The 14,304-nt window shown below is 71.0% G+C and carries 8 protein-coding genes and 1 pseudogene; 5 read left to right on the top strand and 4 right to left on the bottom strand.

The window, feature by feature from the left end:
* The 3 genes and pseudogenes from D0D37_RS47010 to eccCa form a co-directional block, all read right to left on the bottom strand.
* Window positions 1-1,076, bottom strand: a pseudogene (locus D0D37_RS47010) (hypothetical protein); the annotation flags it as partial.
* Between the two features lie 16 nt (window positions 1,077-1,092).
* Window positions 1,093-1,491, bottom strand: a complete 399-nt coding sequence (locus D0D37_RS42315; RefSeq protein ID WP_162834742.1) for a hypothetical protein — start codon at window positions 1,489-1,491, stop codon at window positions 1,093-1,095.
* Between the two features lie 45 nt (window positions 1,492-1,536).
* Window positions 1,537-5,502: a type VII secretion protein EccCa gene (eccCa, locus tag D0D37_RS42320; RefSeq protein WP_116206196.1), complete on the bottom strand. Its 3,966-nt coding sequence runs from the start codon at window positions 5,500-5,502 to the stop codon at window positions 1,537-1,539.
* 157 nt (window positions 5,503-5,659) lie between these two features.
* On the opposite strand from eccCa, the gene D0D37_RS42325 reads away from it, so the two are divergent.
* Together D0D37_RS42325 and D0D37_RS42330 are read left to right on the top strand one after the other, a co-directional pair.
* Window positions 5,660-6,013: a type VII secretion target gene (locus D0D37_RS42325; RefSeq protein WP_162834743.1), complete on the top strand. Its 354-nt coding sequence runs from the start codon at window positions 5,660-5,662 to the stop codon at window positions 6,011-6,013.
* 28 nt (window positions 6,014-6,041) lie between these two features.
* On the top strand, window positions 6,042-6,338 hold the full coding sequence (locus tag D0D37_RS42330; protein WP_116206198.1) for a hypothetical protein: 297 nt from the start codon (window positions 6,042-6,044) through the stop codon (window positions 6,336-6,338).
* A gap of 57 nt (window positions 6,339-6,395) precedes the next feature.
* Here D0D37_RS42330 and mycP read toward each other — a convergent pair whose 3' ends face one another.
* The gene (mycP, locus tag D0D37_RS42335; protein WP_116206199.1) at window positions 6,396-7,679 is read right to left on the bottom strand and encodes a type VII secretion-associated serine protease mycosin; all 1,284 of its coding nucleotides are present in this window, start codon (window positions 7,677-7,679) and stop codon (window positions 6,396-6,398) included.
* A 117-nt stretch (window positions 7,680-7,796) separates the two neighbouring features.
* Here mycP and D0D37_RS42340 point away from each other — a divergent pair, with 117 nt between their 5' ends.
* The 3 genes from D0D37_RS42340 to D0D37_RS42350 form a co-directional block, all read left to right on the top strand.
* On the top strand, window positions 7,797-8,174 hold the full coding sequence (locus D0D37_RS42340; protein ID WP_116206200.1) for a YbaB/EbfC family nucleoid-associated protein: 378 nt from the start codon (window positions 7,797-7,799) through the stop codon (window positions 8,172-8,174).
* Window positions 8,174-8,548 carry a hypothetical protein gene (locus tag D0D37_RS42345; protein ID WP_116206201.1) on the top strand — a complete coding sequence of 125 codons (375 nt, stop codon included), beginning with the start codon at window positions 8,174-8,176 and terminating at the stop codon, window positions 8,546-8,548. Before D0D37_RS42340 ends, D0D37_RS42345 begins: the two co-directional genes overlap by 1 nt.
* An 8-nt stretch (window positions 8,549-8,556) precedes the next feature.
* Window positions 8,557-14,304, top strand: a 5,748-nt coding sequence (locus tag D0D37_RS42350; protein ID WP_482746756.1) for a WXG100-like domain-containing protein, incomplete at its 3' end; no start/stop codon positions are given.

A 14,304-nucleotide genomic window follows, 5' to 3' on the forward strand; every position in this document is an offset into this window, starting at 1 on the left:
CCGCTGCTGCCGGTGCTCCCGCTTCCTGCCGCCGCCGTACCGGCGGGTGCGGCTCCGGCGGAAAGCCCGGCCTGCGCCGCGTTCGGCGAAACAGCCCCGCCCGCGCCTGCCCCGGCCGGGCCTGCCCCGGCCGGGCCGCCGACGCCGCCACCGCCGATTCCTGCTCCCGCCCCGCCGCCGACCGAGCCAGCGAGCCCGGGCAGTCCGGAATCCGGTTGCGGGACCGAGGAAAAGTCCGCGGGCTGGTACAGGTCAGCGGGGTTGAACGCGCTGCTGACCGGATTCGGCACCTGCGCGGCGTTTCCCCCGCCGCCGCCCGCGTTCTTGGCCAGGTCGAGCAGCTTGCTCGCCACGTCCGCCGCGTTCTTGGCGGTGGCCAGCGGCGATTCGGGCGAGTTGGCAGCGGGGTCCTTGGCGGGATCCTTGGTGTCGGGAACGTCCTGCGGGGACGGGCTTTCCCGCGGATTCGCCGCCGAGGGATCACCGCCGCCGTTGTTCGGCGCGGCCGGACCCGGCCCCGGCTGGTCCGAGGTCGACGCCAGCCCGACCTTCGGATCGCCCGACATCTGCCTGCCGGGAGCGGCGAGCAGCTTCGACGTCACCTCCTGATACAGCGGCGTCAGCGTGTCCAGCCGGTCGGCGACGTCGTTGCGCGCCTGGTCCAGGTCCGTTTGCGACGCATTCGACGGCAGGTTCGCGATCTTGGCGTCCGCGAAGCCCCGAGCGTCGCGGATCCCGTTGATCAGCGCGGTGATCGCGTCGCTGATCTGCTCGGTGGTCGTGCTGGTCGTCAGCGGGCCGCCCGATTCGGGCCCGCCGGCCATCTCGTCGGTCCAGGACTGCGCGACCCGCACCACTTTGAGCGCCTCGGCGTCGAAGGCGGTGCCCGCGAAGTCCTTCCAGCCGTCGCCGAGATCGCGGCGCATCCTGTCCAGGTTGACCGCTTGGTCCGCCAGCCAGGGACGAACCTTCTTCCACATCTCCGAAGCGGCGTTGAGCAAGGGCACGTGCTGGACGCACTCCGCCACGATCATGTCGCGGAGTTCGCCGAGCTGCTTGTCGCGGTAGTCCATCATGCCGGTCGCCCGCTTCCTAACGCTGCTGCCCGGACGTGAGCGAAGGCAGCACCGCGGGCAGGCCGTCGCCGGTCATCTTGCCGAACGCCGTGCGGGTGTAGTCGTCGAAAGCGGCCTTCGCGAGTTCGTCCTTGGCGGCTTGGTCGGTGAAGTGGTAGTTCTGCGCCGCGTTGTGGGCGAAGGTGCCCAGCGCGTTGACCGTCTCCTTGAACTGGGTGATGAACCGGTAGAGCCGGTCGGTGGTCCCGCTGTCCGCGTCCAGCACGGTTTCGTGGCCGTTGAGCATGCTGCCGCAGCCGCCGCTGCCCCGTCCGGCCACCGGGTCCGGGACCGGTACCCGGGCCAGGTTTCCCGAGGTCTCGGCGAACCGCTCCATCGCGGCCGGGATTCCGTCCATTCTGTCCGGTGGTGCCATCGCGCTCTCCTGCTTCCGCTCGTCTGTCCACAGTGGTCTGTACCGTCACGCCCGGGGCGGCGACCAGGCCAGCTGCACCAGTCCCTTGTTCCCGCGCCGGTCGACCAGCCAGCCGCGGCCGGGCGGCAGCACCTGCGCGCGCATCCCGCCGAGCAGCGGGCCCTCGTCCCGGTCGCCGGACATCAGCACACCCGTCGCGCCGACCTCGCGCATCCGGTTGAGGACCGGTTCGTACAGGCCCTTGCCCGCGCCGCCGGTGCGGCGGGCGAGCACGCTGCGCAGGCCGATGTCGCCCGCCTGTGCGGCCAGCGGGAGCAACGGCATGAGCGGGTGGTTCTGGTGCGTGGCCACCATGTCGTAGTCGTCGACGAGCACGAAGATTTCCGCGCCCTGCCACCAGTTCTTCTCCCGCAGCTGCGCGGGCGTGACGTCCGGGCCGGGCAGCCGCCGCGACAGCCTGGTGACGACCTCGTTCAGCAGCGCGATGCTGTGCGCGTCGTTGGTGCCGGTGCCGAGCAGGTACTCGTCGGGGATCTCGCCGAGCAGCCCGCGCCGGTGGTCGATCAGCACGATCCGCGCCTGCTCCGGCGTGTACGCGGCGCAGATGCGGCGGGCCACGGTGCGCAGGAACGAGGTCTTGCCGGACTGCGTGTCGGCCAGCACGAAGAAGTGCGGATCGTTCGCGAAGTCCAGCCGCAGCGGCGACAGGTCGTGCTCGTGGACGCCGATCGCGAGCCCGGCGTCCGGTCCGCTCAGCTCGTCCGCGGCAGGAAGCTCGTCATACGCCAGCACGCCGGGCAGCAGCCGGACCGGCGGAGCCGCCGCACCGGGCCAGGCGTCCGCGATCGCCGCGACCAGGCCGGCGAGGCCCTCCTGGAGATCGCCGACGCTGTGCCCGCCGTCGATGCGCGGCAACGCGATCAGCATCTGGTGCTTGCTCGCCGACAGTCCCCGGCCGGGCCGTTCGGCGGGCACGCCCATCGCCGCGCGCCGGTCGATGATCGAATCGATCGGGTCGCTGATCTTCAGCTCCAGCCTGCTGGCGAACAGGTCGCGCACGTTCATCCGCAGATCGAACGAGCGGGAACACGCGGCGACCACGTGGATCCCGTAGGCGAGACCGCGCGAAGCGATGTCGCTGACGATCTCCTCCTGCTGGTCGAAGTCGTTGCGCAGGGTCAGCCAGCCGTCGATCACGAGGAACACGTCGCCGTGCGGATCGTCCGGGAACTCGCCAGCGGCTTTGCGCTTCCGGAACGTCGCGACGCTGTCGATCTTGTGCTGGGCGAACAGCCGCTCGCGCTGGGCGAGCAGCGTGGCGACCTCGGAAACCGTGCGGCGGACCGCGCCGGTGTCCAGTCGTCCGGCCACCCCGGCCAGATGCGGCAGCCCTTCCAGCGCGGCGAGCGTTCCGCCGCCGAAGTCGAGGCAGTAGAACTGGGTCTCGCGCGGCGTGTGCGTAAGCGCGAGGCTGAGCACCAGAGTGCGCAAGGCCGTGCTCTTGCCGCTGCGCGGGCCGCCGATGACCACGACGTGTCCTGCAGCGCCCGACAGGTCCAGGCTCAGCGGATCGCGCCGCTGCTCGTACGGCCGGTCGACTAGGCCGAGAACCGGGCGCAGCGCACCGGCCAGTTCGGTCGAGTTGGCGGTCAGCCCGCGCTCGCGGTGCGCGACCAGGTCCGGCAGCAGTTCGTCCAGGGACGGCGATTCGTCCAGCGGCGGCAGCCACACCTGGTGCGCGGGCGTGCCGCGGCCGACCAGCCGGTCGACCATGATGTCCAGCAGCGTCTCGCCGACCGCGGCGTCCGGTTCCGGCTCGGGTTCGGCGACGTCCCCGGCGTCGATCGCGGGCGCGTGGTATGCGGTCGTGTATTCGTGCAGCACCAGGTCTTCCGGCGGGCCCGCCGGTCCGCCGGCCTGGCTGATCCGGCGGTGCACGCCGGACACGTAGGCCGAGCGGAACCGCACCATGGATTCGGTGCCCACCTTGAGGAAGCCGTTCCCCGGCGCTCGCGGCAGCTTGAACGCGTCCGGCACGCCGAGCACCGCCCTGCTCTCCATCTCGGAAAACGTCCGCAGGCCGATCCGGTAGGACAGGTGGCCTTCCAGCCCGCGCAGCCGGCCCTCGTCCAGCCGCTGCGACGCGAGCAGCAGGTGCACGCCGAGCGACCGGCCCAGCCGTCCGATTTGGACGAACATGTCGATGAAATCCGGCTTGGCGGAAAGAAGTTCGGAGAACTCGTCGCAGATGACCAGGAGCGTGGGCACCTCCGGCAGCGGCGCTCCGGCTTGGCGGGCCTTCTCGTAGTCGCGCAGCGAGGAGAAGTTCCCGGCCGCGCGCAGCAGTTCCTGGCGCCGGATCAGCTCGCCGTTGATCGCGTCGGTCATCCGGTCGACCAGGTGCAGTTCCTCGGCGAGGTTGGTGATCACCGCGCTGGTGTGCGGCAGTTTGTCGAGCCGGGTGAAGGTCGCGCCGCCCTTGAAGTCGATCAGCGCGAAGTTCAGCGAACTCGGCGGATGCGTGATCGCCAGCGCCAGCACGAGCGTCCGCAGCAGTTCGGACTTGCCGGAGCCGGTGGCCCCGATCAGCAGCCCGTGCGGGCCCATGCCCTCCTGCGCCGACTCCTTCAGGTCGAGGTCGATCGGAGCGCCGTCCTCCTGGATGCCGAACCGGATCCGCAGCCGGTCGCGGTTCGGGCGCGGCACCCAGGTGTCTTCGGGCGAGAGGTCGTACGGATCGCCCAGCCCCAGCAGCTCGGCGAGGCCGAGTTCGGAACTCATCGGCGCGTCGCGGATTCCCGAGCTGAGCCGCAGCGGCGCGAGCTGCCTCGCCAGTCCTTCGGCCGCCGCGCCGTCGAGGAAATCCGCCTCGCCGAGCCGCGCTTCGCCCTCCGCGGTCCGGCTGGAAAGCGCGCCGTCGGCACCGACCGACAGCAGCACGGAAGTCCGGGCAGGCACGCGCGGCGGCGGAGTCGTCAGGTCGAACACCGTGACACCCTCCACGCCGCCGCCGGTCATCAGGTGGTCCGACCCGGCGACCTCGCCGCCGTCCAGGACCACGACCAGATACGGCCCGGGAACGCTGACCTGCTGGTCGGGATCGAACCGCGGGCGGGTGCCCAATTCCTCCTCCAGCATCGCTTCCAGCGCCGACACCGCCGGAACCACCAGCCTCAGCGGGCCGAGCGCGTCCGAACGCGCCGGGTGCAGCGAATGCGGGAGCCACTTCAGCCATTCCCAGTCGGCGCGGCGGTCCTCGCTCACGCACACCGCGATCCGCAGATCGTCGGGCGACTGCAGCGCGGCGAGCTGTGCCAGCACCGCACGCAGCATGCCGAGTGCCGCCGTGCGGTCCCCGCGCACGTGGATCCGGCTGAAGCCGTTGACCGCGATCGCCAGCGGCAGTCCGTCGACCGTGCGGTGGGTGGCGAGGAACCGCCGCAATGCCAGCGCCGACAGCGGTTCGAGCTCTTCGAGCGGCAGGGTGTCCGGTGCGACGAGCGCGAGTGCCGGACCCTGCGGGCCGCGCCCGATCCGGGCCACGGCGAAGTCGTCGTCGTCCTTGCGCCGTTCCCACAGCCGGTAGCTCGCCGCGAGCGACCACAGCGCCGCCGGTTCCGGGTGGAGATAGTCCATGGCCGTGCGCTGCCGGCGCACCGCCCGGCGCAGCCGCACCCGGTGCTGCGCCAGGTGCCGCAGGTACTTCCGCCGGGCCTGCCCCATTTCCCGCTTGCTCGGGCCGCCGCCCTGCAGCAGCCCGGTGAGGATCATCCCCAGCATCCCGACGCCCATCAGCCCGTAGACCACGAACCGGATGGAACCGCCGAGGTTGCCGGAGTAGAGCAGCAGCGTCGACGCCATCATGGCGAGCATCGGCAGCACCGTGAACACCTGCGCCCACTGCCGTCCCGGCGGGGCCGGGATCGCCGGGGGCGGTTGCAGCATCAGCTCGCCGGCCGGCATCTCCGGGGCCGGTTTCCGCGCGGGCCGCTTGACCAGGACTGTCGCCATGGCACCGATCTTCCGCGTCCGGCGGGCGCTTCGGGCGGCCGTGGCAGGAACGTGCCGCGGGGCCGGTATTCCGCGCCGGAGGAACTAGCTTCGGAAAACGCAGGGAGGCGGCCGGGAAATCCGGGGCGCGTTCCCGTGACCGCGAATGGAGGGTCTTGTGACCGGGTTCAATTTCATGAACGGCGATCCCACGCAGATGCGCGGGATCGCCGACAACTGGCGTGGCCTCTACGAGGAGGTCGCGAACCGCAACACCAGCCTCAACACCGGGAACACCGGGCTGGAAGGCGTCTGGAAGGGCGCGGGCGGGCGGATGTTCCAGGGGATCGAGCCGGACCGGTTCGCGCAGAACCAGCGGCTGACGACCACCGGCCACGGACTGGCCGACACCCTGACGACGTCGGCGAACAAGTATTTCGAGAACGACGCGGAAAACGGCCGCGCGCTCAGCGTGACCGGCGATTTCCAGATCAACACCGGTTCGTTCGGTTCCGCTTTCGGCGCCGTCTGAGCCGCCGCACCGCAGAAGGGAGACCACAGTGACCGACCAGATCCTGATGTACTTCGACCAGGTCCAGAGCCAGGCGCAGGAGATCTTCAAGACCGCCGGCCAGGACTCGACGTCGTTCGGCGACGTGTACCAGCGCGCGAAGGGCGCGTTCGCGAGCGTCCTGACCGACGGCAACGGGCACGAGATGGACGCGGCGATGGGCCAGAAGTTCAAGCTGGACAACGAATACAACGACCGGGCCCACGCGATGGGCCGCGCCACCTCGAACTCGGTGGACCGGTCGCAGCACTGCGTGCAGAGCTGCGCTGCCACCTGGCAGGTGTGATCCTGGCACTGTGAAGCGCGCCCCGTTCTCGGACGGGGCGCGCTTTCTCGTGTCCGCTCAGGACTGTCCGAGGAGCGAAACCTGGTCCGGCAACTCCTCCGCCACCGGCTCAGCGGGCAAAACCGCAGCACGACCCGCTCGCCACCCCCGACGACGGCCCCGCCGCACGACGACCACGATCAGCACCGCCAACAGCAAAACTCCGGCACCGCCGAAAGCGAGCCGGGTCGCGGTCGAGGTCGTGCCGCGCACCCACTCGGCGTGCGCGACCGCGGCCCGATCCGCCGGAGCCGGGTGATACGCCGGGATTCCCGCTGCCGGCGTGAGGTTCATCCCGTCCGTGACCGCGCGGTACGGGTTGACCAGACCGGTGCCGTACGCGTCGCTGGATTGCCCGCCCCTCGCCGGGCTCGCAGTCGCTTTCAACCGCCGGATTACTTCCGGCGCGGACAGGTTCGGCCAGGCCGCGCGCACCAAAGCCGCGGTGCCCGAGACGAACGGGGTGGCGAAGCTGGTTCCGTCGTCGTAGGCATGACCGTCCACTCTGGTCGCGGCGAGTACTTTCGCACCCGGCGCGACGAGCCCGACGTACGACCCGATCTGTGAGCTGGATGCGCGCGCCCCGTCGATGTCCACCGCACCCACGCCGAGGACCCCGGGGTAAGCGGCGGGATACGACGGCAGTTTCGTCGACGCGTCCTGCTGTGCGTTGCCCGCCGCGGCGACCACCACGACATCGCTGGCCACCGCGTACGCGACCGCTTCGCGGATCGCCGGGAAGTCGGCGGTCCCGGACATGGACAGGTTCAGCACGCGGGCGCCTTGCCCGACCGCGTAAATGATGCCGTTCGCGACGGTCTGCGGGTTGATCCGCTGGATCTGGCCCTGGTCGGTGAGGTCCTGGTCGCTGACCCGGACCGGCAGCACGGTGGCGTCCGGGGCGACGCCGCGGAACCCGACGCCGGGCAGCGCGTCCGCCGCGACGATGCTCGCCACCGCGGTGCCGTGCGAATCGCAGTCGAAGGAGCCGGGAAGGTCCTGGTTCGCCACGAAATCCCGTCCTGGCAATACCTTTCCGGGACGGCGCAGCTGCGGGTGATCGGCGTCCACTCCGGAATCCACCACGGCCACCACTACCCCGCCGCCGCGCGTGTACCGCCACGCCGACTCGGGCGCGATGGTCTGCTGCGCCCAAGGCTGAGCGGTGATCTCGGGGTGCGCCGGTTGCGCGTTGGCGCAGGCTCCCGCAGGCGGTGCCGCGCGCGCCGTGCCGCCTAGGACAAACTGGAGCGACGTCACCGTCAGCACGGTGGCGACAGAAGCCTTACGGTGTCGGATCACCCTCGCGATACTGCGGCACTTCTCGCTCGTTTCCGGTTCCGTGGCCGCTACCGGTCACCGCCCGCCACAGCCGCGCTCACGAACCCAGACTGGCGTCCGGAAGCGAGGAGGACCGGCATGGACACGCCACCGCACCTGAACATGTACGAGGAATACCGGCAACTGGCCGCCGACATCCGGGCCGCGCAGTCCCGGATGGCCGAAGTCCGCGCCGAAGCCTCCTCCGAGGACGATCTCATCACCGCGGTCGTCGGCAGTTCCGGCGAACTCGTGGAACTGCGCCTGGACTCCCGGATCTACCGTGCGCCGGATTCGGCCCAGCTGGCCGCCGACATCACCGATGCCGTGCACCGGGCCGCGGAACTCGCCCGTCAGGAGACCTTCTCGATCCTGTCCGGGTTCCTGCCTCCGGACGCCAGCCCGGAAACCGCGGACCTGCGCGCTGATCCGATGCTGCACGAGCTCGACCGCCAGGTCGCCGGGGAGGGCCGCTGATGGCCCCGCCGGAGAAACCCGCCCCCGGCGAACACCTCGTCGACCGCACCGACCCCGGCGGGTACGCCGGGATGTACCCCGACGCGACCGAGCAGGTGTTCCGCGCGCTGGCGCAGTTGCAGCAGACCTATCACGACACGCTGGGCGGCATCCGGAACGACTTGCAGCAGGAGTACCACGTCGGAAACGGGGCGACCGGCAAGGCGTTCATGGATTCCTACCGCGCCTGGGCGATCAGCCTCGACCGGAACGCGCAACTGGCCTCGCTCGGCCTCGCGCAGCTGACCGACCAGGCCGTCGGGCAGATCGCCGAATACCACGCCGCGGACGCGAAGAACGCCGCCGAGCTGCGTTCCTCCCAGACCGGGCAGTAGGCGGGAAAATGGCCCCCGGCGACGTCCAGGAACCGACCGAAGAGCTGTGGATCCGCGTCAAATCCGACTGGCTTTCGCGGCACGCCGGATGGCTCGACGCGATCTGGCCGCTGGACAGCGAATCCGACGCGCGGAAGCTGGGCGACGCCTGGGACCGCCTGCGCGACGCGCTGAACGCGCTGCACGACCAGGCCGGTCCGCACGTCGAAAGCCTGCACGACGCCTGGACCGACCTCGCGGGCGTTTCCGCGTACAACGCCTTGCACCGCTTCCTCGACGGTTCGTCCGGCGGCGAGGGCTTGGCCCAGCTCGCCGGGCACTGCCACGAACTGGCCGAGGCCTGCCGGAAGTACGCGAAGGACCTCGCGGACATCAAAGGCGAGATCGTCGCGGACATCCTGATCAACGTCGCGCTGTTCGCCCTGTCCACGTTGATCGCCGGACCGGCGGGCGAGGCCTTTTTCGCGGCGAGGCTCGGCGCCCAGATCGCGGCCAGGGTCGTCGCGGCCACCGAGAAGATCGCCGCTTCCAGCCGGGCGGCGAGGCTGGCTGCGGGCTTGGGCAAGTTCACCCTCGAGGCGGGTTGGAACGCCGGGCGCGGAGCCGTCGGCGGCGGGGTCGGCAATCTGCTGGGCCAGGAATTCAGCTCGTGGCGCGGTTACGGGGACGTCGACAAGGACAAGGTCGCGAACGCGATCACGGCGGGCGCCATCGGCGGCGCACTCGGACACGCGGCGAACCGCACGGTGGGCAAGGCGGTTTCCGACACCGCGGCCAAGGGTTTGGGAAAACTGCCGAAACTCTCCGAGGACACCGCGAAACAGCTCGGCTCGGTCGCTGGCGCGAGCGTGTCCGGAGCCGTCACCGGCGCCGGCACGAACTACCTCCTCGATCACCCCATTGACCAAGGCGCGATCGCCGGCGCCGCGCGGGGCGGAATGCACGCGCTCGGGGCGAACGGCATGAAGAACACCTACGAGCGGGTGGCCAGAGAGCAGCACCCGACCATCCGCGACCTGATCCGGTCCCACCTGCCGACCCCGCCCGACGGCGGTCCCCCGAACACTCCGATGCCGCCTCCTGACCACGGCTCCCCCGCCCCGTCCGGCGGAGAAGCGCGCGGCTCGGCCGAACAGGCTGGCACGTCTCAGCACACCGAGGTGCACAACTCCGCCGAACACCAGGCCTCGGCCCGACACGCCGAAGTGCCTCTCGCCGATCGGGCTACCGGTACAGACGGCGTTCATTCCGGCGCGGGGCTGGCCCCGAGAGTCGACGCCGGGTCGGCTGGGGCGGAGGTGACGAACCTGGTCCGGTCGCCGTCCTCGGCACCGGCGCAGCTGCCCGCGCGGACCGCTACCCTCGCGCCGCACTCGCCTGCGACCGGAACTCCTCCAGCGAGGTCTGGTGATGCGCCTGCCCCCGCACCGGTCAAGGACACTGGGGCGAGCAGTGGTGCGAAAGGGTCGTCTTCGGGCAAGGACAGCGCCCCTGCGCCGGAGAAGTCCGCGCCTGCACGAGAGGATTCGGCCGCTTCCGGTGCTTCGGAAGAGGGCCGCGGACGGTCGGCCGCTGAGCCGGCCGCGGATGCGTCGGAGTCCAAGGCGGGGAAGGTGATCGACCTCGACTCGCGGCGGAATCCGGACTCCACGGCGGAAGGCAAGCCAGTCGAGGCGGCCGGGGAGAGGAGGGCTCTCGAGGCGGAGAACCCGCCGGACGAGCCCCCGGTTCAGCGGCCGGATGAACCGGCGGAGCCGTCCGGGCCCGCGGCGAGCCAGAAGGAGGCACCGCGAGCGACCGGAATGCCGGACTCCCGCACCCGGCCGACGGGGGTCTCCGCTACGACACCCCACAGCGAGCCCACGCCGCAACGCTCGACCGGATCGCCGGAAAGCGGCACCCGAACCACCGCCACAGCAACCCACGCCGAACCCGCACCGCTCCGAACCACGCGATCGGCAGACAGCAGCGCCCCACCGGCAAAAGCCGCCATCACCACTCGCGGCGAATCCACACCGCAACGCCCGGCCGGAACGCCGGAGACCGGCGCCCCGCCGACCCGAACCAGCGCGACCCACGCCGAACCCACGCCACTGCGAACCACCCGATCGGCCGACGCCGCGGCGAGCCACGACGAATCCGCGCCGCAACGTTCGGAGACGGCGGGTCGCGACGAGGCCGCGTCGGCGAAATCGCCCGCTGAGCTCAAGGACTTCCGGCCGAAGGAGACGTTCGCCGGGCGGGCCAAGAGGGTTCTCCTGTCCGAGCCCGAGGCGAAGCTGGCGGAACTCTCCGAGCGCGCCGCCTACGCACGCGACCGCGGCGTCGGCTGGCTCGGCGATCAGCTGCTCGGTTCGCTCGGCGGTCACCCCGCCGGACCGAGGCCGGGCGATCGGTGGTTCACCCTCGAGACCCGCCGCACCGAGGCCGAACTCGCCGGGGTCCTCGGCCGGCTGCGCGAGCTCGGGTACTCGCTGACCGACCTGGCCGAACAGGGCGTGGCGTCCCGGCATCTCGCGCTCGCCGACCGGATGGCGCACCGGGAACTCAGCGAGTCCGAACTCAAGCAAGCGCTCGTGGCGCGGACCAACCTGTCCGCCGCGGAAGGACATCCGGCCCGCTCGGCGTTCGACGAGGTGCTGTCGAGGACGGGTGACCTGCTCGCCGAGGCCAAAGGGTTGGAAGCCAAAGCCCACGAAGCGATCGCCCAGGCTCCCGGACCGCGACCGGAGCCGGTGACGTTCACGGTGCTGCACGGCGACGGCGTCTCGGGCGGGGAGTCCGGCACGCGAGCCCTGTTGCGCTCGGTTCCCGTCGTCATCGGGGCGAGCGAGGCACTGGCTGGCGGGAATCGGCCCGCGGGCACCCGGGCGCCGGAGGCTGTGGGAGCGCACTTGCCGGACGGCGAGTCCCCGGTCTCTTCCGACCGTGCGCGGTCGCTCCCCGATCTGTGGGACAACTACCGCGCACAGGCTCGTTCCGGCGGGCTCTCCGCGCATCTGACGCTCCTCCACGACGCCGAAACCGGGAACCTCGACGCTGCCGGACGCCAGGACTTCCGGCTGGCAGTAAGCGACTGGCTCGCCGACACGCCGACGCCGGAAGGAAGCGGGCTCCGCGCACAGTTCCGCGCCGCCTTCGACCAACTGGAGCACCCGGCCACCGGCCCGCACTCGCCGTCCGGCATGCCGGAACCGGTCCGAACCGAGCCGACGCTCCCCCGAGCGCGGCAAGGACAGCCGGTGAGCTTCGCCGAAAGCCTGCTCGGCCCGATCGCCGGACCGGCGCCCGCGACCGTGCCGGATCCGGTGCGGCCGTCGATCGGATTCCCCGCGCGGCCGCCGGTGCGGACGGAACCGTTCCCGGGCGTCGGCGATCCGCACCCGCATCGGGTCGGCGATCCGGCGCCGGTCCGAGTCGGCGATCCGCACCAAGGCTCACCGGCCCCCGTCGCCGATCCGCTCCCAGGACCAGCGGCACCGGGCGGCCCGTTCCGTACCGGCGACGTCACCGCCGCTCCGACTCCGCGGCTCCCGCCGGACTTCCCCGGCCGCGGCGACCCGTCCGTTCCGGAGGTGCGCTATCCCAGCCCCGATGTACTCGAGGTCCCGCCCGTAGTTCCCGCCACCTTCCCTTACCCCACCGACAAAAACGTCGCGCGGCCGGTCCGCGAGCACACCGAGGTCGTACCGCTGCGCCACGGCTATCCCGGCGAGACGAAGCCACCGCCACCCGTTCCGGACGAGGACGCCGACGAGCGCTTCGACCTCCCACGCGAGGTCCGCGAGCAGCTCACCGAGCAGGAACTCGCCGACCTGTGGGCGCTCGTCCGCGCGACCGGCGCCCGCCCCGGCGACGTCCTTCGCTGGATCGTCGACAAGGTCCTCTACGACCGCATCCGCAAACCGGGCCGCGGACTGCCGCACCAAGACACGAGCCTCGCGGACAAGCTCAGGTTCCTCGCCACCGAACGGGAAGGGGACCGGCTGCTCGTCGGCGACCGGCTCGCGGAACTCGTCGGCAGGCCGCAGGTGCGCGTCCAGGTCGTCGAGAAGGAGGAAACTCCCGCCGACGGCGCCGCGGGCATCTACCTACGTTACGGCGTTCTCACCACGTTGTCCTTCGCCTACGCCGAGTTCGCCAAACGACGAGACCTCCTGGACTGCATCGAGGCGCAGCTCGCGCTCGCGAAGTCCGCGGCGGCCGACAGCCCGAAGCTCGCCGAACGAGAGTACGAACTGGCGTTGAAACTGGCTCAGGAGTACCTGGACCTGGTCGGTCCGGACCTGGGCTTCATCCACGCGCTGAGCCTTTCCGACGAGGCGGCGCGAGCCGAGCTCGGTTTCGGCGGCGCGACGGATTTCCGGCCGCGCGGCCAGGTTCACGATCACGGCGAAACCATCGGGCTGGCCGAGTTCTCCTTCTCCCACGCCGACGGCGGACGGCGGAACGTCGTCGTGGCCCGGTTGCGCAGCCCCGGCTCCGCCGACCGCGAACGGCTGATCAAGAACGCGCGGCGCTATCTGCAGAGTCAGCGGTCCGGTGAGAAGAAGCCTTACCTCGTCCTCAGCCGGGAATGGCGCAACGTCGGCGAAGCGGATCTCGCCGAACTCACGGACAGCTTGCGGAAAATGGGTTTCGCGGCCGTGCTGTACAGCGACCCGGCCCGGCCGGCTGAAGAGTCTCGGACCACCGTGCTGCACCTCGACGACGCAGTGCGCGCCGAATCGGTCGCGGCACCGGCGCGGTCGGAGAAACCGTGGTTGGGCAAGGTTTTCTCAGAGCTGTGGAAAGCCGCCGGGACCGAGGGACAGCCTGGCTTGCGGCAGATCGCGCAGCTGCCCGCGAAGGATGTCGTCGACGTCCTGTCGTTTCTCCTCAGCCGCGAGAGCGCGCCCGCCACGCGGGACACGCATTTCGCCGCACTGGGGCGCGAACTGGCGCGGGTACCGAAAGATCAGCGTCAAGCGTTGCGGGACAAGCTGCGGTGGCTCGGGGAATGGATCCATGGACGGCCGCCCTGGAAGCAGGCTTTCGAGGACGCGCAAGGACTTTGGACCGCGTCCGGGTTGCTCGCGGCGATGAACACCGGTATGTCCATTGAGGACATACAGAACTTCGCGCCGGATTTCCGACCGCTGCACGCGAGCCCGGACGAGGAAGTCGCGGCCGCAGCGGTGCTGTTCGAACTGGCCCTCCACCGGACAGGGCTGGGCGATCTCTGGCAGCCCGGGGTCTTCGACGCACCGATCCGTCCGGACGGCGACGCGGCCTTCCCGGATTTCCCCGTGCGCGACGCGACTTCCACCGGACCGGACTATCACGTGGTCGTCGCGCGGGCAGAAAGCCTCGACGAGCGCGAGACGATATTCGCCCGGTCGCGGCGGAATCTGGCCGCGAACGGCGCGCACCCCCAGTTCGTCGTGCTCACCGGCGAGCTGACGGCCGCAGGCCCCGAGTCGCTGGGCAAGCTGTCCCAGGAACTGCTGGACGAGGGCTTCGACGCGGTCGCGGTCCACCGCCCCGGCTCGGAGTTCGAAGTACTCGCCGCGCGGACGAACCTCCTCACCAGCCTGACCGCGCACACCGTCGGCCCGCCCCGGCCGGCGATCGCCGCGGGACTCGCTGAATGGCTGTCGGGCAAAGCGGCGGCCAGGTACCGAGAGCACCTCGATCTCGCCGAACAGGCGCAGCGCGCGGTGGAAGAGGCCGAGCGCTCCCCCGCCGCGCCCCAGCCCCCGAACACCGTCCAGCCC

Origin of the sequence: Amycolatopsis circi (assembly GCF_003385235.1) — a bacterium.
GTDB lineage: Bacteria > Actinomycetota > Actinomycetes > Mycobacteriales > Pseudonocardiaceae > Amycolatopsis > Amycolatopsis circi.